Origin of the sequence: Thermopolyspora sp. NPDC052614, assembly GCF_040678635.1 — a bacterium.
Taxonomy (GTDB): Bacteria; Actinomycetota; Actinomycetes; order Streptosporangiales; family Streptosporangiaceae; genus Thermopolyspora.
The window spans coordinates 28871-50009 of sequence record NZ_JBFATZ010000009.1 but is presented as its reverse complement, the minus strand read 5'-3'; the positions used below and the strand labels follow the sequence as shown (position 1 = coordinate 50009).

At 66.7% G+C, this 21139-nt stretch carries 17 protein-coding genes; 1 reads left to right on the top strand and 16 read right to left on the bottom strand.

The genetic code is table 11. From position 1 onward, the window contains the following. Positions 1–11: 11 nt before the first annotated feature. From AB0K60_RS20390 to AB0K60_RS20355, 8 genes are all read right to left on the bottom strand, one after another. Positions 12–1469, bottom strand: coding sequence for an aldehyde dehydrogenase family protein (locus AB0K60_RS20390; RefSeq protein WP_364056940.1), 1458 nt, complete (start codon positions 1467–1469; stop codon positions 12–14). 194 nt (positions 1470–1663) lie between these two features. Next, the gene (locus tag AB0K60_RS20385; RefSeq protein ID WP_364056938.1) at positions 1664–2722 is read right to left on the bottom strand and encodes an alcohol dehydrogenase catalytic domain-containing protein; all 1059 of its coding nucleotides are present in this window, start codon (positions 2720–2722) and stop codon (positions 1664–1666) included. 33 nt (positions 2723–2755) lie between these two features. After that, entirely contained in the window at positions 2756–3400 is a 645-nt protein-coding gene (locus AB0K60_RS20380; RefSeq protein WP_364056935.1) for a dimethylmenaquinone methyltransferase, read from the bottom strand. After that, entirely contained in the window at positions 3400–4059 is a 660-nt protein-coding gene (locus tag AB0K60_RS20375) for an RraA family protein (RefSeq protein WP_364056932.1), read from the bottom strand. Before AB0K60_RS20375 ends, AB0K60_RS20380 begins: the two co-directional genes overlap by 1 nt. A 9-nt stretch (positions 4060–4068) precedes the next feature. Next, a complete protein-coding gene (locus AB0K60_RS20370) occupies positions 4069–4725 on the bottom strand; it encodes a 4-carboxy-4-hydroxy-2-oxoadipate aldolase/oxaloacetate decarboxylase (protein ID WP_364056929.1) in 657 nt (218 codons plus the stop codon). After that, the gene (locus tag AB0K60_RS20365; RefSeq protein WP_364056925.1) at positions 4722–5738 is read right to left on the bottom strand and encodes a hypothetical protein; all 1017 of its coding nucleotides are present in this window, start codon (positions 5736–5738) and stop codon (positions 4722–4724) included. Before AB0K60_RS20365 ends, AB0K60_RS20370 begins: the two co-directional genes overlap by 4 nt. 34 nt (positions 5739–5772) lie before the next feature. Next, a complete protein-coding gene (locus tag AB0K60_RS20360) occupies positions 5773–6780 on the bottom strand; it encodes an amidohydrolase family protein (protein WP_364056922.1) in 1008 nt (335 codons plus the stop codon). Between the two features lie 32 nt (positions 6781–6812). Continuing rightward, on the bottom strand, positions 6813–8267 hold the full coding sequence (locus AB0K60_RS20355) for a 4-hydroxyphenylacetate 3-hydroxylase N-terminal domain-containing protein (protein WP_364056919.1): 1455 nt from the start codon (positions 8265–8267) through the stop codon (positions 6813–6815). 211 nt (positions 8268–8478) lie between these two features. Between AB0K60_RS20355 and AB0K60_RS20350 the strand changes: the two genes are divergently transcribed. Next, positions 8479–9645: a helix-turn-helix domain-containing protein gene (locus AB0K60_RS20350; RefSeq protein ID WP_364056916.1), complete on the top strand. Its 1167-nt coding sequence runs from the start codon at positions 8479–8481 to the stop codon at positions 9643–9645. Between the two features lie 26 nt (positions 9646–9671). Here the strand turns inward: AB0K60_RS20350 and AB0K60_RS20345 are convergent, their stop codons facing one another. The 8 genes from AB0K60_RS20345 to AB0K60_RS20310 all read right to left on the bottom strand — a co-directional run bounded on the left by AB0K60_RS20345 (position 9672) and on the right by AB0K60_RS20310 (position 21037). Next, positions 9672–10820: a saccharopine dehydrogenase NADP-binding domain-containing protein gene (locus AB0K60_RS20345; RefSeq protein ID WP_364056913.1), complete on the bottom strand. Its 1149-nt coding sequence runs from the start codon at positions 10818–10820 to the stop codon at positions 9672–9674. Positions 10821–10920: 100 nt separating this feature from the next. Continuing rightward, a complete protein-coding gene (locus AB0K60_RS20340; protein WP_364056910.1) occupies positions 10921–11979 on the bottom strand; it encodes an alcohol dehydrogenase catalytic domain-containing protein in 1059 nt (352 codons plus the stop codon). A 106-nt stretch (positions 11980–12085) separates the two neighbouring features. Beyond that, on the bottom strand, positions 12086–13525 hold the full coding sequence (locus AB0K60_RS20335; protein WP_364056907.1) for an aldehyde dehydrogenase family protein: 1440 nt from the start codon (positions 13523–13525) through the stop codon (positions 12086–12088). Positions 13526–13554: 29 nt separating this feature from the next. Beyond that, positions 13555–15390 (bottom strand): NAD(P)/FAD-dependent oxidoreductase, encoded by a 1836-nt coding sequence (locus tag AB0K60_RS20330; protein ID WP_364056904.1) that lies wholly within the window; start codon positions 15388–15390, stop codon positions 13555–13557. A 384-nt stretch (positions 15391–15774) separates the two neighbouring features. After that, positions 15775–16944 (bottom strand): ABC transporter ATP-binding protein, encoded by a 1170-nt coding sequence (locus AB0K60_RS20325; protein ID WP_364056901.1) that lies wholly within the window; start codon positions 16942–16944, stop codon positions 15775–15777. Positions 16945–16969: 25 nt separating this feature from the next. After that, positions 16970–18079: an extracellular solute-binding protein gene (locus AB0K60_RS20320; protein ID WP_364056898.1), complete on the bottom strand. Its 1110-nt coding sequence runs from the start codon at positions 18077–18079 to the stop codon at positions 16970–16972. A gap of 38 nt (positions 18080–18117) precedes the next feature. Next, positions 18118–19233: an extracellular solute-binding protein gene (locus AB0K60_RS20315; protein ID WP_364056895.1), complete on the bottom strand. Its 1116-nt coding sequence runs from the start codon at positions 19231–19233 to the stop codon at positions 18118–18120. A gap of 31 nt (positions 19234–19264) precedes the next feature. Continuing rightward, a complete protein-coding gene (locus AB0K60_RS20310; protein ID WP_364056892.1) occupies positions 19265–21037 on the bottom strand; it encodes an iron ABC transporter permease in 1773 nt (590 codons plus the stop codon). Positions 21038–21139 lie beyond the last annotated feature (102 nt).

Sequence of the window (21139 nt, the reverse complement as noted above, 5' to 3'; positions counted from 1 at the left end):
GACGCTCGAACCTAGTGATTTCCGGGCGGCGTGCGGGACGTCACCCACTGCCAGTAGGTGAACTCGTCCAGGTTCCAGTGGCCGCCGTAGCGGCCCCCGTTGCCGGACTGTCCCATCCCGCCCATGGGGACATGGGCCGCATCGTTGATGGTCTGGCCGTTGATGTGGATCATCCCGGTACGAAGCCGACCGGCGATCCTCAGGGCTCGGCCGAGATCCCTGGTATGTATCGCAGCCGAGAGCCCGTATGACGAAGCGCCCGCTAGCCGGATCGCCTCGTCATCGGTGGCGAAGCGCGTGATGGCGGCCACGGGTCCGAATATCTCCGCCTGGAAGGCGGCGTTCGCCTCGCCGACGTTGTCGAGGACGGTCGGTGCGAAGAACGGCCCATCATGGCGTCCGCCTGTCTTCACCATCGCTCCGTCGGCGATCGCTTCGTCGATCACCGCCTGAACCCGATTCGCCTGGCGGACGTCGATCAGTGGCCCCATGGTCACGCCCGGGCTCGTCGGGTCGCCGACGCGGAGCGACTCCGCGTACCGGGTCAGGCGCCTGACGTACTCGTCGGCGATCGATTCGTGTACGAGGTGCCTGCCGGTGGCCATGCAGATCTGCCCCTGATGCGAGAAGGTGCCGCGCTGCGCATGGACGAGTGCGTCGTCCAGGTCCGCATCATCGAGCACGATGAACGCGTTGTTCCCGCCGAGTTCGAGTACGACGCGCTTGAGGAGTCCCCCGGCGACCTCGCCGACCTGGCGGCCGGCGGCTGAGGATCCGGTGAAGGAGATCATGTCCGTGTGGGGGGACCGTACGAGCGCCTCCCCGATATCGGGGCCGCCGGGGATGATCTGGAGCACTCCATCCGGGAGCCCTGCTTCCCGGAAGATGTAGTCGATCACGGCTCCACCGCTGAGCGCCGTCTTCACGTCGGGTTTGAGGATGACCGCGTTTCCGAGGGCGAGGGCGGGGGCGATCGAGCGCATCGCGAGCATGAGCGGCGCGTTCCATGGAGCGATGACACCGACGACGCCAACGGGAACCCGTCGGGCCATGCTGAGCACCGAGGAATCGTCGTGCGGAAGCAGTTCGCCGTAGGGCAGGTCCGGCAGGTTCGCCGCGGCCCGCAACTCGTCGAGCGTCTTGTCGATCTCGTGATCCGCCTTGCCGCGCAGGGCGCCGGTCTCCCGCATCATCAGCGGCCGAAGAACCGTGCGTACATCCTCGAGTACGCGTTCCGCGCGGCGAAGGATCTCGATGCGGCTCCGGAACGATGTCGCGGCCCACGAGGGCTGCACGGCCGCGCCGATCCTGCCCGCGGCTTCCACGTCGGCCTCGGTCGCGAGGATGACGCTGCCGATGCTCTCCCCCGTGGCGGCGTCGACGACTCGTGTGATCGAACCGGACCCGTTGCCCCACTCCTCGGTCGGCAGAGGCCCGAATCGGACCTCGGTGTCACCGAGTGACGTCATCGGGACCTCCTCGTTGAGAGCGCAGTGCTGCCTGCTGAAACGTACTCGGAGCGGCACCGGCTCCCCAACGTCGTATCAACGGAAACCCCTCCATGATTGTCCGACACACTGTCGGACGACCCGACCCCAGACGATCTTCGCGGTGGCGTCGTCGACGGCAAGGCTTCCCCGCCGCCGGCAGTACGTGCCGCGGCTCATGGCTTGAGCACGACCTTCAGGCAACCGTCGGCGTGGTTGGCGAACATGGCGAACGCATCCTCGAAGTCCTTCAGATCCCGCACGTGGGTCACCAGCGGAGCGAGGTCGATCTGCCCTCGCTCCAGAAGGCCGAGGATCCTTGGAAGATTGCGCTGCCCCGTCATGCCGATCTTGATCGTAAGGTTCGCGAACTGCGCCGACTGCAGGTCGAAGCCACATGCCCCCGGCTTGGGCACGCCCACGATGGAGAGAACTCCTCCCTTCGTGATGGACTTGGCGGCCTGGTCGATCGTCGTCTCCAGACCGACACAGTCGGCGGCGGCATCCACACCGCTCAGGAACGGGTGACCCGCGTCGGTCACGGTCCTGATCACGTCGACGGGATCGAGCCGTGCGGAGTTGATGACGTCGGTGGCGCCCATCTTCGCTCCCAGCTCCAACCGGCTGTCGAGGAGATCCACGAGGAAGATGCGAGCAGGGCTGTGCAATGCCGCGGCCTGGACGGCGCTGAGGCCGATCGGCCCCGCCCCGAAGATGGCGACGGTCTGGCCCGGCCGCAGATCACACTGCTCGATCGCGAAGAGCCCGGTTGCGAACGCGTCGACGGCGACAGCCGCTTGCTCGTCAGGAACTCCGGCCGGCACCGGAACGCACGCGGTGTCGGCGTTGATCACCCGTACATACTCGGACAGCCCACCCGCGAGATCGCCCCAGCCCTTCCCGCTGCCGAATAAGGCGCCGTTCGGACACCAGGCCTCCATTCCCTTGCGACACAGTTCGCATCCGCCGCACCAGGCATAGGGAGTGACGGCGACCCGGTCTCCGACCTTGATACTGCGTACCCGGCTGCCGACCTCCTCGACCATCCCAACGAACTCATGACCGAGGAGAAAAGGCGCCTCAATGGGCAAGAAGCCTTCGACGTAGTGGACGTCGCTGGTACAGATCGCCGTCGCCGTCACCCTGAGAATCGCGTCGGTGTCCGACTTGATCTCGGGGTCTGCGACCTGTTCGAGACCGATCTCATGCGGAGCTCTGAGGACTACTCCCAGCATGCGCGGATTCCTTTCATCGTCCCGCGACGGCCGTCACATCAACTCGGGCGTCGCCGACCGGTCGTCGATCTCGCGAAGCCGATACTCATCGAGGGTCGTCGAGCCCGCGCGAAGCGCGGCCATGATCTGAGACTCCTTCGCCGTGCGCGCCGAAGCGCGCTCGACGGTTTCCTGGTACGACGACTCCGGGATGGAGACGACCCCGTCGGCGTCGGCGACGATGATGTCGCCGCGGGAGACGCGGACGCCGCCCAATACCACGGGCTTCCCCTGGATCCCCGACCAGCGTTTGGCGGTGCCGCGCACAGTGACCGAACTGCTGAACACCGGGAACCCCAATTCGGCCTGTCGCAGGGTGTCGCGTACCCCGCCGGCGATGACGAGCCCGGCGATGCCCCGCGACCGAGCGCCGACCGCCATGACCTCTCCCCAGTGCCCGTGCACCGCGTCGTGAGCGTCCGCGACGATCACGTCACCCGGCGCGGCGAGGACGATCGCCCAATGGAGCGCCAGGTTGTCGCCCGGCGCCACGGTGACCGGGAAGGCCCGCCCCGCGACACGAGCGCCGGGCCAGGCCGGCCGGATCGTGGCGGGCAGGGCGTTGGGAACAGGGCACGACTCGTGGAGAGTCGCAGACCCCCATTCGAGAAGCCGGACGATGTCGACCTCGTCCGCCATCAGTGCCCGCCTCGACGCTGAAGAGTGTGATAGCCATGGGCTTCCCGCGCCTCGGCGATGCTCGCTCCGGCGAGCACCGCCGCGAGGATCGCGTCCTCTCGCGCATCGATCTCCGCGGCGAGTCGCAGGACTTCGTCCTCAACGTCGCGCGGGATACGCACGACGCCGTCGTCATCGCCGACAAGAAGATCACCTGGGCTGACCTTCACCCCGCCGATGTTCACGGGGATCTGTACCGCGGCGACCTCGACCCGATCCTTCCCGGTGCGCATGTACCGGCCGCGGCTGTACACCGGGTAGCCGAGTTCGAGCGCCTTCGCGACATCACGGTTCACGCCGTCGATGACGGTTCCGGACACCCCCTTGACGTGGGCCAGCGCCGTGAGGATGTCGCCCCATACCGTCGCGTCGACACGGCCGTCATTGTCGAGCACGACGACCTGACCGGGTCCGACATCGTCGAGATAGTCGCCCACCGTTCCCGGCGGGTGTCCCGCAGGGACGTACTTCACGGTGTAGGCGCGTCCGTAGAGTCGCTGCCCGTTGGTCAAGGGCCCGATCCCCAGGATGCTCCCGTCTCGGCCCAGGCGGTCGAGGGCGTCCGACAGCGTCGCTGTCGATGGTGCGAAGACGCCCTCGCGCTTCGTTGTCGTGGTCACTGGCCTTCCTCAGTCGTCGGCTGTCGGGAACTTCGAGTCGTGCATGACCTCGGCCACCGGACTGCCGTTCGTGACCGCGAGGAGCATGCGCGCCTCGCGGCCGGCGATCTTCTCCGCGAGCGCGACCACGCGCTCGGCGTCGATGCTGCGGATGAACGCGATTCCGCTGCGATCCGCGATCACCCAGTCACCGGACTCGACCACGACGCCCCCGATCGCGACCCGCTCGTCCATCGAGTGCTGCACGATGCGCCCGCGAGCGCTCACGGCGACGGCCGCCTTGGCGAAGACCGGCAGGCCGAGGTCGGCGTTCTCCTGGACGTCTCGGAAAGCGCCGTCCACGATCACCCCGGCGACGCCACGCCGCACGGCCGCCTTGCCGAGCAGACCGCCCCAGCACGACACGTCGGTGCGCCCGTCATTGGCGATGACGATCACATCGGACTCGGCCGCCTCATCGACGAGGGCGGCGGCGATGTGCGCTTGTGGCCCGTCGGCCGTACGCGGTCCGGCCTGGACCGTCCGCACCCGCCCGAAACAGGTCGCCTCCGGCAGGGTGATCCCGTGGATGCCCGTCACGGCCCCTGGGAGGCCGAGCGTGTCGAGGGCGTCGGAGATCGCGCAGCTGTCGAGCGCCGCCAGCCTCTGGGGAATGCTCGCGGTCATGCCTTGACCCAGGTGACGAAGCCGAACGCGTTGCCGGTTCCGGCCTCGGTGCGGTAGCCCGGCTCGTAGACGGTGTTCTCGACTTTCAGCCCCACGGCGTTCGCGGCGCCCGCGACGGCAATCCAGTTGCGCAGCTCCGAGGTTCCGGCGGTGAGCAGGTTCGCCGGGAGCGAGCGCAGGTAATCGACGTCATGCTCCTCCAGCGCCTTGAGGAAGGCACGGTCGAGCTCCTCGTCGATCACGAAGTGGCTGAGCCCGCCCGAGGCGACGAGGCCGACGCGGATGTCCTCCGGGTAGTCGAGGATCGCCTTGCCCAGCGCCACGCCGAAGTCGTAGCTGCGGGCGGCCGACGGCGGGGTCGGCTCCCAGAACGTGTTGATGAACACGGGCACCTGCGGGATGGTGCACTCCTGCCCGAGAATGCGCTGGTAGATGAAGCCCCAGCCGTGCGGAAGACCCGAGTTCTTGTAGCGTCCCGGGGGAAGCGCCTTCGATGCCGCCGTGTCGAAGCCCTGGTCGAGCGTCGAGCCGATGAGGTGGGCGGCCAGCTTCGAGTGGACGGGCCGGGTGATACGCCTGTCCGGCACGTCGCCGAGCGCCGCCTTCGCGAGTCCCGGGCTCATGGACCTCAGGTGTTCCTCGTCGAAGGGCACGTGATCGACCGTCTCGCCCCAGTAGATCGCGAACGGCGGCAGCAGTTCGTCTCCGAAGATCTCCTTGTGGTCGCTGGAGACGATGACGAGGACGTCGTACTCGCACTCGGCCACGTGGCGCCCGAGGTCGTCCAACGCGGACTGCGTGGCATCCCATCGCCGGGCGAAGACCTCGTCGGTGATCTCGCGAGAGAAGTCCTCGCGCTCCGCCTTGAGCGACTCGAAATCGTAGGTCTTGCCCCGATACCAGAGCGCCTTGTTCTGGCGGTCCGCCTTGCCGCGCTGGTGCCATTCCTCGGGTGGCGAGACCTTGAGCTGTGGCCCGTGGGAGCTGCCGAAGGCTCCGACGACCTGCGCCACGATGGTTTCCTTTCGTGGAGGACTCGAATGTGTCTCAGAGCTTGAAAAGCGACTGGGCGTTGCCGTGCAGCAGCGCCTCCCGCTGCTCGGTCGTCAGCCAGTCGATGTCATCGATGAGCAGATGGATGTCGTCGAACCAGCGTCCGGTCTCGGGATCGATCTGCGACCCGGTCCCCGGCTTCTCGGTGCCGAAGAGGGCACGGTCGACGCCGACCGTCTTGAGGAGCAGTTCGATGGCGTCGCGGGTGTAGAGGCAGGTGTCGAAGTAGAGCAGGCGGAGCTTGTCCAGGTACGGCGTCGCGCCGCTGCGCACTCCGCTCGGCAGGAAGCGGCCGACCTGGTAGGGGATGGCCCCGCCGCCGTGCGTCACCACGATCTTCAGGTCGGGGAAGTCCTTGAACACGTTCGAGGAGAGCAGGCTCCACACCGCGACCGTCTCCTCCTGAATGAAGTGCAGCGAGTACGGTTCGCGCGTCGGCGGACGGCAACCGGCCGAGTGGATGATCGCCGGGACGTTCAGTTCGACGAGTGCCTCGTACAGCGGATACCAGTAGCGCTCGCCGAGCGCCGGCGGTACCTGGAGACCCTCGTACGGGTCGGGGTTGAGGTTGGCGCCGACGAAGCCGAGCTCGGTGACGGCTCGGCGCAACTCGCCGACCCATTCCTCGACCTTGAGGTCGGGGCTCTGCGGCAAACCGGCGATGCCTCGGAACCGGCCGGGGAAGAGCTCGCAGGAGCGGTGGATGACGTTGTTGACCTCTTCCGTGAACGCGCGGACGATCGCGGCCGGCCGCTCTGAATGCATCGCCTGATAGGGGCGCGGCGAGAGGAGTTGGATATCGACGCCGGCTCCGTCGATATGCGCGAGGTGCGAGATATTGCCGAAGCTGTCGTTCGGCGCGAGGTACGCCTCGCGGATCGCGTCGTCCGACAGGGCGGGGGGCCTGAGTCCGTGCGCGCCGCGATGCGACAGCAGATTCGCCTTCCAGGCGTACAGTTTGTCCGGCGCGGAGACGTGTCCGTGGATGTCGACAATCGTCATGGTGCTCCTCTTTGAGACTTTCGCGCTCGCGTTCAGGTGACGGGGCGGGAGATGATCTCGCGGACCTTCTCGTCCACCTCGCTGCGGTCGTACGCGCGCAGGAGGCGGGTGCGCCCCGCTCCGGGGTCGCCGCGATGGAGGTACTCGTACATCTCCTGCCGCAGCCCGAATCCGTCATTCACGAGCTCGGCGGCGAGGCGGAACAGCCGCGACTTCTCGGCGACACCGATCTCGTGGCCTCGCATGTACTTGTCGAGGGCCGGACGCAGCTCGGGGCTCGCCAGATCGCGCTCGGACGGCTGCATCACGAATCCGCTCGCCCCGATGCGCCGGATGATCTCCACGACCCGGCCGGATATCTCGGCCGACCAATAGCCCAGACCTTGGCTCGCCGTGGGCGCCAGAAGGCCCGACGGCGTCCGGACGGCGAGCACTTCCGCGCCGGCGATGGCGAGACGCAGCGTCTCGGCGTAGGAGATGATCTCCCCGAGATCCTCCTGAATGCCACGGAACGAGTCGACGCCGATCGCGTTCGCGACCATCGCGGCGACCGACGCGAAGAGCCGCAGGCGTTCATGGAAGCGGATGTGCGTCGACTGGATGCTCCATGCGTTGATCCGCGTCAGGCCCTTGGCGGCGAGCAGGCCGTCCCCGAGCAGGAACACGCGATCCCACGGCACGAGCACGTCGTCGAAGATCAACATCGCGTCCTGCTCGTCGTAGGCCGCCGCGAGGATGTTCGCGCGGTCCGGCCGTGCGAGCGGCTCCCGGCACAGGATGGTGAGTCCCGGCGCGTTGAGCGGCAGCGCGAACCACAGCACGAACTCCTCGGCGCCCCTCTGCGCCGTCACGGCATTGAGGTACACGAGTACCTCGTGCGAGAACGGTGCGAGGGTCGCCAGTTGCTTGGCGCCTCGGATGACGATGCCGTCGGCCTTCTCCTTCACGACGCGCAGCGCCAGATCCGGGTCGTCGAGCGGGCTGGCGCTGCGGTCGATCTGGGGATCGCCGAGGGCGTGGGTAAGGACCAGGTCGTTCTCGCTGGCGAAGGCGTGATAGTTCTTGGCGTTCTCGCCGAAGCCCGTGCGGTTGCCCTCGAGCTCCTTGTGGTAGTCCCAGATGCCGACTACGACATTGGACATGAAGTCGGGCGACCGCCCCAGTTGACCCAGGCTCTCCCGCATCCACCACTCGGTCGCACGGAACTTCGCACGCAGTTCCTCAGCGTTGCGTGGCAGCGAGTACGACTGGCTGATGAGGTTGCCGGTCTGTGGCGAACGAAACGTGTTCAGCGCCAGCGTCTCAGGATCCGCACGCCGTCGATCGAAGAGGTCGGCGAACAGATCCACCGCCGGTTTGAAGGCGGGATAATCGGCGACGTTCGCGACTCGCGTGCCGTCGATCCATACTTCGCGGCCGTCATCCAGGCTTTCGCGATAGCGATCCCCGGTCTGAAGCCCCTGAGCTGTCGTGGCCTGCAGGACCATCGTGCTCCCTTGTGTGACGTCGTCGCGCCGCGGGCACGGCGGCGCTTGTTGCAGCGCCGCAGGCACGGCGGCGTTTGTTGCCTATGACGCTAGGCTCCGACGCCCCGCGCATCATCGGGCGCGTGCGCGAAGCTCGCGAACGTCCGTCCGACACTGTGTCGGAGAGAAGGTAGAATGCGCGGGCTGGCTGCCCGAGGAGGCGAGTCGATAAATGACCATTGACGGCCGCGTGCAGGATCTGGCCGATCGCATAGGACGGCCGGTGATCGTCTTCGATGCCGACTTCAATGTGGTCGCGTTCAGCGTGCACGAGGGAGAGGTCGACACCGCTCGGCTATCCATAATCCTCTCGCGGAAGGGTTCCGAGCGGGCGAAGGCGCTGATCAAAGAGCACGGCGCCGACCGGGCGCCCGGAGCGGTCCTCATCCCCGTCATCGGCGGCGCGCCGCCGCGAGTGGTCGCCGCGCTGCGATACCAGGGTCAGGTGACGGGCTACGTGTCCTACGTGCCCGACGCCGACGAACGAGCCGAGGACCGCGACGCCCCCGCGGTGCAGGAGGCCCGCGCCGAGCTTGGCGCGCATCTCGCCGCGCGCGCGGCGGAGGAACGCGACGGAGCCGAGCGCGTCGCGCGACTCACGACGCGCTTGCTGGAGGGCGACGCGCACCAGCGCGAGATGGTCGCGGACCGGCTCCTCAAATCCGGGCTCATCTCCTCCTCGACCGTCTATTCGGTGATGGTGTTCGCCGTCGGCGACCTCGAAAGCCGCGATGCGGCGGCGTCCCGCCTCATCGTGGAACGCGCGCTTTCCCGCATCTCGTCGATCGCCTCGCGCACGTCGCTGAGGACGGTGATCGACGGCACCGGGGTACTCATCATTCCGGACGAGGTCAGTTCACAACGGCTCCTGGATTTGATCAACAGTCTGTGGTTTCCCGGCGCGCGAGGAGGAGGCGGATCCCCGAGAGCCCGACTCGTGGACGTGCACGAATCGCGGAGGGAGGCGCATATCGCCCTTCGAGCGGCCGCTCTTGATCCACAGCGGTACGGGCCTACAGCGGTCTGGGACGACCTCGGCATCGACCGCCTGCTGGCGCAGCTGCCGGTTGAGCAGATGACCATGAAGGATCTGCCCGATGGCATTCAGCACCTGCTCCGCGTCTCAAGCGGGGCCGACCTGGCGGCGACCCTGGAGGCCTACCTCGACAACGGAGCCGACGCACAGCGGACCGCACGGACCCTGCACATCCATCGCAGCACCCTCTACTACCGACTGGACCGGATCCGTGAGATCGTCGGGGCGGATCTCTCGGACGGGCGGGTTCGGCGAGAGCTTCACACGGCGCTCCGTGTCGCCACGCTCGCACGGCTCCGCTGAGACCAACCGCCAAGAAGGCCGGCCGCTCATCTCTGGACGCTTATATCGTCCAGGGCTGCTCGACATCGAAACACAAGAGCGGTGTGCTGCCGCAGTTGGCGCAGAAGACGGTCCTGAAGGGCGGCGACAGGTGTCCACATGCCGCCGGGGACGTCGGGCGCGTGGAGCAAGCACAGCGCGGTCTCGCCGATGATCTGGGCCGTTGAGCCGTAGCCGGGGTCCTTGTCACTGCTGACAGAGACCCGGACCTGCCTTCCGTCGGCAGCCTTTCCTATGAAGAGCAGATCGAACGAGCCCTCGTCGCGCTGCTGTCGAGTCGGTCCCTCGCCCGCTGCGAAGGGTACGCCCTCGACCGGGGAGGAAATCGCGCCCACGAGAGCCATCTCGTCGTATACGAAGTCGGTTCCGTAAGCGTGCCCCTGCAGAAGGTTCGATCGGTGGACGCTCATGCGGTTGATCGCGCCCAGCATGAAGGGCTCGGTCGGCCCCACATCAGAATCGTCCTCGTGTTCGGTGGCCGTCGGCTGGGGTGGCCCCTGGAAGCCGGGAGTCAATGCGAACGGGTCGGTCAGCAGTCTGCCGAGCGACGGGGCGGACTCGATGGCGCTCATCGTTGCCCGGATGGTGGCGGCCGTCCCGCCCGACAGTGCGCCGTGGAATCTGCGCACCCTGCCTTTGATCCTGGGCACCGGCGCGCCCAGCACGTCGCGCGCGGTCCGCTGACACAGCCAGACCCCGATCTCGGACGGGACGGAGTCGAAGCCGCACGCGAACAGGATGCGCGCGCCGGTCGCAACGGCGCTCTCGTGATGGGTCTGGATCATCTGCCGCATCCATCCAGGCTCGCCGCACAGGTCCAGGTAGTCGGTCCCGCTCGCTACGCAGGCCGCCACGAGTTCAGAGCCATACAGTTGATACGGACCTACCGTCGTGATGACCGAGCGTGTATTCGCGACAAGGGTGTGCAGGGTTGCCGGGCGCGCAGCGTCGGCCAGGAGCAGCGGCGTGTCCGGCGGCGCGCCCGCCGCTTCGCGGGCGGCTTCGAGCGCTTCGAGGGAGCGCCCGGCCAGTGCGAAGGTGAACTGCTCACCTGACGCGTGTCGCATCGCGAGGTGTTCGGCGACCAGCCTGCCTGTGTACCCGGTGGCGCCGAAGACCACAATGTCGAACTTCATGACATCGCCTTCTCGCGGAAAGAGGTTCGCGCGACCGCAGGATCCCTGTCCCCGACGACGAGCACCTCGCGGGTCGAATCCGCGTCCGTGGCCGCATCGTTCATTGCGCAGACACGCTCGACGCGATGTCGACCATGACCTTGAGCGAGGTGCCGCCGCTCATCGCCTCGTAGCCGGCGGCGATCTCCGCAAGCGGCACCACCGAGTCGACCAGCGACGATACGTCGAGACGCCCGGCCGCGGTGTCGTCGACGAACTGCCGCAGGTAGCGTCGCGCGGGCGCGACCCCGCCGGCGAGTCGGGTCTGGTTGTCGAAGATCCGCATCGGCTGCAGCCGATCCACGCCGTTCGGTACGCCGACGAAACCCATCGACCCGCCGGGGCGCACCAGGCTGAGCGCGCTGTCGAAAGCCGCTTGGAGGCCGACGCACTCCACGACGCAGTCGGCCAGGACGCCGTCGTTGAGCGCGCGCAGCCGTTCGGCCACGTTGTCTCCCCGAGTGATGTGCACGGTCTCGATGCCGGCCCGGGCCGCGACCGCGAGGCGGGATTCCTGCTCACCGAAGAGGATGACGCGTGCGGCACCCCGTCGGGCGGATGCGATGGCGGCCGAGATCCCCACCGCGCCGTCACCCACGACGGCGACGACATCGCCGTCGCCGACATTGGCAAGCGAAGCCCCGTGGGTTCCCGTCGCGAAGACGTCGGTGAGCGGAAGGAGCCTGCGGGCGAGGGCAGAGTCGATGCTGGGGGTATCCCACGGAAGCTTCACAAGCGTGGCCTCTGCGTAGGGCACCCTGATGCGCTCGGCCTGAGCGCCGGGCACCTCCTTTGCCCATCGCCCGCCATTCGCACAATGCGGATGAAGCCCTCGTCTGCACTCGGAGCAGGTACCGTCCGAGTACGTGAAGGGAGCGATGACGCTGTCACCGGGGCTGACAGAGCGGACGTCCTCCCCCACCGAGCGCACCTGACCGATGAACTCGTGCCCGATGCTCCCCGCCGGTCGCGGCAGGAGCCCGCGATATCCCCATAGGTCCGAACCGCAGATGCCGGCGTACGTGATGTCCACTATCGCGTCCCGCGGATCGAGGATGACCGGGTCGTCCACCTCGCGCACATCGATCTCGCCTGGGCCTGCGAACCATGCCGTCAGCATGAACGGCTCCCTTCACTCAACATCCGACGACACCGGAATCCACGCTCCGGAAGCCCGCTCACGCCTCCGGCGGCGCAGGACCGGAGCGGCTCCGCCCGTACGCCGCTCAGACAGCACCCTGCAGGGACTTGATTTCGAAGAACTCCTCCAGCCCGTACCGGCCGTACTCGCGGCCGAGACCGGATTGTCCATAGCCGCCGAACGGTGCCCGCAGGTTCAGCGGCTCGCCGTTGATGACGACCTGCCCGGTGCGGAGGCGTCGAGCGAGGGCCACCGCGCGGTCGCGGTCCGCGGACCAGACACCGCCGGAGAGCCCGTAGGGGACGGAGTTCGCGATCTCGACCGCCTCGTCCACCGTGTCGTACGGCATAATGGACAGCACCGGGCCGAAGATCTCCTCGCGCGCGATGGTCATGTCGGGACTGACGTCGGAGAACACCGTCGCCGATACGAACGCGCCGGTGTCGATCGGCGGGGTCGGGCCGCCGGTTATGAGCCGGGCACCCTCGGCGATACCGGACTCGATGAAGCCCAAGACGCTCTTCTGCTGGTCGGGCGACGCCACCGGACCGAGCTTCGCCGACGGGTCGGTCTGGTATCCGACGGTCCATGTCGCCGCGGCCTCCGCCGCGAGTCGCTCCACTTCTGCCAGCATGGAGCGTGGCACGAGGAGACGGCTGAGTGCCGCGCACGCCTGCCCCGTGTTCGCATAGCACTGCTTCAGCGCCGCGGGTATCGCTACCGAGAGGTCGGCGTCCTCGAGCACGATGTTGGCGCTCTTCCCGCCGAGCTCCAGCGCGACCTTCTTCAGCCCCTGCGCCGCGAGCTCCGCGATCCGCCTGCCCGCCTGCGTCGATCCCGTGAAGCTGACCATGTCGACGTCGGGGTGCGTGACGATGCGCTCACCGACAACCCGGCCCGGGCCACCGACGAGGTTGAACACCCCACCGGGAAGACCGGCCTCGGCGAACAGGTCGGCCAGCACATAGGCGCTCAGCGGTGCGACCTCGCTCGGCTTGAGGACCACGGTGCAACCGGCCGCGAGCGCCGGCGCGACCTTGGCCGAGATCTGATGCAGCGGGAAGTTCCACGGCGTGATCGCACCGACCACGCCGACCGGGTCGCGAACGACGAGGGTCGGCCCAATCGCCTCCTCCCCCTCCGAGAGGAGCTCCTCCATCGCCCGTGCCGCGAAGTCGAAGTTGCTCACCGCCATCTTCACATGCGCACCGCGCGAGAAGGCTCTCGGCGCACCCATCTCATCGCTGATCAGATCGGCGATCTCGTCGTTGCGCGCGCGCAGCCCGTCTCGGACGCGGTCGAGAATGGCGATCCTTTCCGTGGCCGGAGTCGCAGCCCAAGCCGGGAACGCCGCCCGCGCCGCGGCGACCGCGGCGTCCACGTCCGCCACGGTCCCCGACGGAGAGAGCCCCACGATCTCGTCGGTGGCGGGGTTGCGCACCTCGGTGACGCCGCCATCGATCGGCGGCACCCACGCTCCTCCGATGTAGAACGCCTTCCGTTCAATCATCGCGATCTCCTTCATGCCGTACGTGTCTCGTGGTCGCGGTCAGCTCACGGCGCCGCCGCGACGACGGGAGCGGGTGTGAGTGAAAGCCCCGGCAGGGCACCGGTCCGCCGCCAGTCCTCCAGCACGTCGATGAAGGCGACGGCCCCCAGACCGTAGGGCCCGTTCTGAACCGCGAGGAGGGAGAGTTGACCTTCGTTGTTGTAGTAGCTGGGCGTGCACTCTTCCTGGAAGGCCAGGTTCTGCGCGCCGATGGCGTTGTCGGTGGCCACCCGGATGATCTCCTGGACCCACGCCTCCTCCGCCTCCTCGGTCACCTCGATCGTCTTCACCGAGTCCTTGTTCGCCTCGCTGAAGATGTAGCCGAGGTGCTCGGCTTGCACGCTGAGCATGTGAGCGAAGTTGGCGGTGAGCCCCGCCTGAGACAGGCTGTTGACGAAGAAGTAGTTCGGGAAGTTGTGGACGGCGAGCCCGTGCAGCGAACGGAATCCGTCCTTCCAGTACTCGTCGAGTGTCACGCCGCCTCGGCCGCGAACATCGAAGCCGGTACGAGAACGGAAGCTCGTGCCGACCTCAAACCCGGTGGCGAAGACGATGCAGTCGACCTCGTAGTGGACGCCGCCGAACCAGAGCCCGGTCTCGTCGATGCGTTCGACGCCGCGGCCGTCCGTATCGACCAGGGTCACGTTGTCCCGGTTGAAGACGTCCAAGTAGCCGTCGTGGAAGCACGGGCGCTTACAGAAGAAGTTGTACCAAGGCTTGAGCGCCTCCGCGGTCCTCGGGTCGCGGACGACCTCATCGACGCGGGCGCGCGCCTCTTCCATCTTCATGTAGTTGGCCAGCTGATGCGGGGTGATGTCTCCGTACGCCGCGGCGCTGGCCGCGTCGAAGAACGACTGCGTCCAGCCGTCGTTCACGAGGTCAACGTCCACGGGGACGCCATGGAACGCCTTGGTGAAGTTGTCCATGCGCTCCTTCTGCCAGCCTTTGGGGAGACTGTTGAACCACTCCACATCGGTGGGGCGATCCGCCCTCACGTGGATCGACGAAGGCGTCCGCTGGAAGACGAACAGCTCCTGGGCGCCTTCGGCGAGGTGCGGGATGACCTGGACGGCCGTTGCTCCGGTGCCGATGACCGCCACGCGCTTGTCGGCCAGCTTGCTCAGTCCGCCGGTATGGTCACCGCCGGTGTAGTCGTAGTCCCAGCGACTGCTGTGGATCATGTGCCCCTTGTAGGAGGCGATGCCGGGAATGCCCGGTAGCTTCGGCTCAGCCAGCGAGCCGGTGGCCGTGATCAGATACCGGGTTTGGATCACATCGTTGCGGTTCGTCCGCACCGTGTAGGTCTCGCTCTCCTCGTCCCAGACCGCCTCGGTCACTCCGGTCTGGAACAGGGCATCGCGGTACAGATCAAACTTCCGGGCGATCTTCTTGGTGTGCTCCCAGATCTCAGGAGCCGTCGCGTACTTGTTGGCCGGCATGCCGCCGACCTCCTCGAGAAGCGGCAGATAGATGTAGCTCTCGATGTCGCACGCCGCGCCGGGATATCGATTCCAGTACCACGTGCCGCCAACGTCGCCGGCGCGCTCGATGATCCTGATTCGCTCCACCCCGGCTCGGCGAAGAGCGGCTCCGGTCAGAAGGCCCCCGTACCCCCCGCCGACGATCACGACGTCGACCGCGTCGACGATCGGCTCGCGCGTGAACCCGGGCTCGACGTAGGGGTCGAAGTTCAAGCGGGCGAGCTCTCCTTCAAGTTTCTGGTACTGCCTGTTCCCGTCGCGACGAATGCGCTTGGCGCGCTCCTCCCGGTACTTCTCCCGCAGCCATGCGGGGTCGAAGCCGAGCTCCTTGCCACCACCGACGGGGATGCCTTCCGTCATGAGCTTTCCTCTCTTGGCTTGATGTCTGTTATGGGCTGTGCGGGGCGTCGGAACTCATGGACGTCGATCGTGGAACGGTCGTCTGGTCACGCGTCACCCGTCTCCGGCTGCGTTCGCTCAGTCGATCTCGCCGACGAGTCTGAATGGCAGACAGACATGCCCGCGACGCGGGATGCCATTAAACCGGATGGGGACCGGACAGAAAGGACGACATTGTCCGTTCCTTTCAGCGTAGGCCGCGCCTACGTGGCGTTCCTCAGACAGAGGTCCGACGATTGGCGGGCCGGTTCCTGCACGGTGTCGGAAAGCAGCGCCCGCCGCGCTCACGCATCGCCGACGCTCGTGCCCGCGGTGTCCCCGACACGGCGTCGTATCGCGAGGGTGCTAGCGGATGGGTGCGGGTAGGCGGACTGCTTGCGTCGCGTGGGGCCTGCTCATGCCCGCCTCATCCGCCACGATGAGGGCTCGCCGGGGATTGACGTCGAAGGAGATCTCTTCCCCCGGCGCCGGGGTGGACAGGTCGTGGCTGTCGAGTTCGCTGCGCGCGATGCGAATACGCATGGTCGTGCCGCGTGCGTCGACCAGGAGGTTGTAGCCACTGCCCACAAACGTAGTCCTCTTGATCGTGCCGCGAACACGGCCGATGGCGACCGAGCCCGCGGGAGCCAGGCGAACGTGTTCCGCGCGGAACGCCACTGTCACCTCGGCGCCCAAGGGCAAGGAGAGGTCCGCATCGGCATAGGCGCCGAGGACGATCTCGCTGTCGAGCAGTCGCACACCCACGCGCTCATCGCCGCGTTCGATCACTGTGCCGCGCACGATGTTCTGGAATCCCATGAAGTCGGCGACATAGGCCGAACGTGGCCGATCGTAGATCTCCTCCGGCGTTCCCTCCTGTTCGATCAACCCATGGTTCATCACGATGATCCGATCGGAGAGCGTGATCGCCTCCTCCTGGTCGTGCGTGACGTACACCGAAGTGGTCTCGAACTGATTGTGCAGCGAACGCACCTGCTGCCCCATCTGATAGCGCAGCTTCGTGTCCAGGTTGGACAGCGGCTCGTCGTAGAAGACGATTCCGGGTCGAGCCGCGAGCGCTCGCGCGAGAGAGACGCGCTGCTGCTGGCCGCCCGAGAGCGCGGTGACCTGGCGTCGCTCGAATGCGGTCAGGCCGACCGCTTCGAGCAACTCACGAACGCGCGAAACGCGTTCGGGCCGTGGCACCCGCGCCACCTTGAGGGGGTAGGCGATGTTCTCCGCGACGTTCATGTGCGGCCAGAGTGCGTAGCTCTGGAACACCATGCCGACATGGCGCTTGTCGGGCGGAACGAACAGGGAGCGGTCAGTGTCGACGACGACCCGCCCACCCAGCGTGATCTTGCCCGCGGTGGGTCGTTCCAGGCCGGCGAGGCATCGCAGCGTCGTGGTCTTGCCGCACCCGCTAGGCCCGAGAAGAGTCACGAACTCACCCGATCCGATCGAGAGGTCAAGGCTACGAAGAGCCGGCTTGGTGCCGTAGTACTTCGTGAGGCCGGAGACGAGAACGTCGGTCATCTGCAGAGCTCTTTCGTGTGCGGCGCTACTGGAACAGTCGGTCGATGATGGCGAAGTACGGCGCGTTGTATTCGGGATCGGTGTTCGTGGGAGGCAGCTTCTCCAGCTCATCGAGCGGCGGCGCACCCGACGGCCCGGGCGAACCCGGCACCAGACCGTAGCCGTTGTCCACCTCCGCCAGCACCCGCTGGCCCTCAGGCGAGAACAGCCAGTTCACGTAGAGGAGCGCCGCGTCGGCGTGGGGAGCGTCCTTGATGACGCACAGCCCCGAACGGCTGAGGAAGTTGCCTCCGTCCTTGAGGGGGAACACGATGCCGATCGGCGCTCCCTTGGCCTTCTGCGCCTCGTAGTAGCCGCTGTAGACTCCGACCCCCACGGGAAAGCGTCCGGACGCCACGTCCGCCGGCACCGTCGGCTCGTTCTGAGAGATGTTCGGCTCCTGCGCCGCGAGCTTCTTAAGGTACTCCTCACCCCATTTATCCGCGGATTCCGGGACCAGGAGGCCGGTAAGCAGGTAGCGCAGGCCTCCGGTCACCGTGGGATCGCCCATCACGAGCTTTCCCTTCCACCTGGGATCCAGCAGGTCCGCCCACGTACGCGGCACCTCGTTCTCCGCCACGAGCTTGGTGTTGTAGACGAAACCGAAGAAGCGCATGTTGTACGCCAAGACGCGACCGCCGCTGGAGTACGGCAGTTCGAAGTCCGCCGGTGCCGTACGCACGTCCGCCTTGGCGCAGACATTCGGGACCTCGGCGACCCGCGTCACGGAGCTGATGCCGCCGGCGTACAGATCCGCCAGGCGGTTGCCGCTCTCCGCCTCGATTTGCAGCTTGGTGAGCGTCTGCGAGTCCGCTGCGTCCTGCGGGACGATGGTGATGCCAGGGAACCGCTCGGAGAACTTCGCGAACATGCCGGCCGATGTGCTCTGCGACGCTCCGTAGACCACGACCTGTGTCGCGCCCGAGTCGGTCGCGCGCCGGTACAGATCGTTCATGAAGGCGTTGCCCTCCCGCGACGCGCCGGGCACCTCGATGGGCGCGCCGCTTGTGGTCGGCCCGGTGCCGGCGCAGCCCGCGAGCGCGAAGGCAGACGCGAGCGCGATCACGGCGGTAGCCAGCCGAATGTCAGGTCGCATCCCGGCTTCCTCTCTGAATGGTGCCCTGCACAAGGGGGTTATCGGAAGATGCGGTCGATGACCGGCCCGTACTTCTTGATCGCGTCGGGGTCGGCACCGTCCGGGAGGGGATCGAATTCGCGGGGCAGCGGCAGATCACCCGTGTACTTGATCAGATGCGAGTACGAGTTGGGGTCGGCGATGAGCGCGGCCTGCCCTTCCTTGCTGAAGAGCCAGTTCAGGAAGAGCGTCGCGGCATCGGCGTTTGGCGAGTCGGTGATGGTGCAGATGCCCGAATTGCCGAAATAGGTCCCGCCGCCCTCGAGCGGGAAGACCGCCTTGATCGGGGCGCCCTTCGCCTTCTGCGCGGCATAGAACCCGCTGTACACGAAGATGCCCACGGGGAAGCGGCCGGAGGCGATGTCGGCAGGGATCGTCGGTTCGCTCTCCGCGATGTTGACGTCCTGTGTGGCGAGCTTCTCGACATAGGCCTCGCCCCACTTGTCCGCCGACTCCGGAACGAGTAGCTGAGTGAGGATGTGGCGGGCGCCGCTCGGAACGGTCGGGTCGCCCATCTCCAGCTTGCCCTTCCACTTCGGGTCGAGGAGGTCGTTCCACGACTTCGGCGCTTCATCCTCCGACACCAGGTTGGTGTTGTAGACGAACACGAACGAGGTGAGCTTGTAATACAGCAGCGCTGTTTTGTCGGAGTATGTGATGAGTCCATCACTTGCCGTGCGGATATCCGGGACCTTGCAGATGTTCGGATTCTCACGGACGAACTGGACAATGCTCGACGAACCACCGGCGAACAGGTCGGCCGCTCGTGAGCCGCTCTCGGCCTCGACCTGCAGCTTGGTGAAGGTCTGCGAGTCGGGGGAATCCTGCGGCACGAAGGTGATGCCTGGGAAGCGCTTGCTGAAGGCCTCGTACAACGCGGCGTCGGTGCTGACCGCGGGGCCGTACAGGACGATGGACGTCTTCCCGGAGTCAAGGGCCTTCTGATAGAGCTCGTTGATATAGGTGTTGACCTCCGCGCTGGCTCCGGCCAACTGGATGGGCTTGCCGCTGTTGGCAGGGGCGGACGAGGCGCAACCGCTCAGGGCGAGCATCGCCGCAACGGCCAGCCCGGTCAGCCCCGCACCTATGCGGGTTCGGGTGGGTGCTGTGAACATTGTTGTTCCTCTCGCTTGGTGGGGCGGGGTACTACTCGACGCTCTTCGTCGCTGCGCCACTTGGCACGGGCTCCTCGGCGGCACGGCGACGCTCCAGACGGCGCCCCAGGGCCATCGCCCCGCCACCGATCGCGACCACGACGACCGCGGCGGTAAGGATGATCATGAATAGTGCGGCTCCCGATGCCAGATCACCCAGCAGGAACAGCTGGAACGCCGTTTGCGCCACCGGTTGGACCCCAGGAGGTGCCAGAAGCGTGGGGATGGCCAGGTTGCCGGATATGAACAGAGCGGCGAGGAACCAGCCGGCGACAAAACTCGGGATGACCAGGCGCAACACGATCGTGACGAGGACGCGCAGAGGTCCGGAGCCGGACATCTTGCCCGCTTCCTCGAGCTCCGGCGCAAGCTGCACCAGCGCCCCTTCGGCGACGCGGCTGCAGAGCGGGATGGTCGCGATGACGAGGACCGCCGTCATCAGGGTCGAGGTGCCGTAGAGCTGACCGAGGCCGGGAACCGTCAGGACTGTGAAGAGGTATGCGAGCGCGAGGACGATGCCGGGGAGCGCCCAGGGGATCCAAACCGCGAACGACGTGTAGTGCTTGAGGAATCCGCGACGCCTGAGCACCACGTACGCGGTCAGCGTGGCGACGGCCATCGACACCAGCCCGCCGCCGATCGCGACCCACGCGGTGAGCGAGAGGCTGGTGCTGAGCCGTGGATCGCTGAGCACATGCACGTAGTTGTCGAAGCTGAGGCGACCCCAGACGCCGAAGATCGGCTGCAGCGACCCGAGGACCACCGCGCCTAGGGGCAGGAGGAGGTTCAGGACGAGGAAGAGGACGATCACGGCCGTGAAGACCCATCGGATCGGGCCGAACTGGTGTGGCTCGCGCCGCGACGTCTTGCCCGTGAGCGTCGTGAAGCTGCGGCCGCGCAGCAGCAAACGCTGTGCGAGGAAGAGTATGATCACCAGAGCGATCACGACGAGAGCGAGCGCGAACGCGGCGGTGTATTTGCTCGGCGTCTCGTCGCGGATGTAGCGGTAGATCTGTGTCGAGAAGACGTAGATGTTGGCCGGACGTCCGAGCAGCTGAGGACCTTCGAATGCCTGGAAGACCAAGACCATGATGAGCGTGGCGGCCCCGGTGACGGCGGGCGCGATGGAAGGCACGGTCACCGTGAAGAAGGTGCGCAAGGCGCCGGCGCCGCTGATGCTCGCCGCCTCGTCGAGCGACTGGTCACGATTGAGGAAGGCACCCTGCATCAGCAGATAGGCGAACGGCACGAATCCCAGCGACATCGTGAGGAACAGGCCAAACCACGACTGGATATCGATCAGCGTCCCCTGAACTCCGAGCAGGCGCGCGAACTGGTTGATGAGGCCGTTCTGAGCGTTGCCCAGCATGATCCACCCGAAGGTGTAGAACAACGGCGGCACGAACAGATTGATCACCATGAGGGGCGTGAGCCAACGGCGCAGGGGGACGTTCGTATTCGCCGCGATCCAGGCGAAAAATGCGCCCAAGATCGTCGAGATCGATCCACAGACCACGACGAGGATGAGAGAATTGAGGAAGGTGCTCCACGTCGCCTCGGAGGTGAACGCCTGCACGAGCCCGTCGACCGTGAAGGGCATGTTCTGTGACGGCAGCCCGTCTCGAAAGGCACCGATCACGATCATCGACACAGGGAGCACGAAGACGAGCCCGAGAGCGATGACGAACACGCTCCATAGCGATCTGCCCGTGATCCTGCGCAGGATGGACGATGCGCGGTCCGCGGCGAAATCGGATCTGCTCAAGTCAACAACCTCTTGGTCCTACCTGGCTGCCGATCCACGCAGGTCGCACGGTAAACAGCCTTGTTTGGCGGCTCATGCTATGAAGATGCCGCAGGTACACGT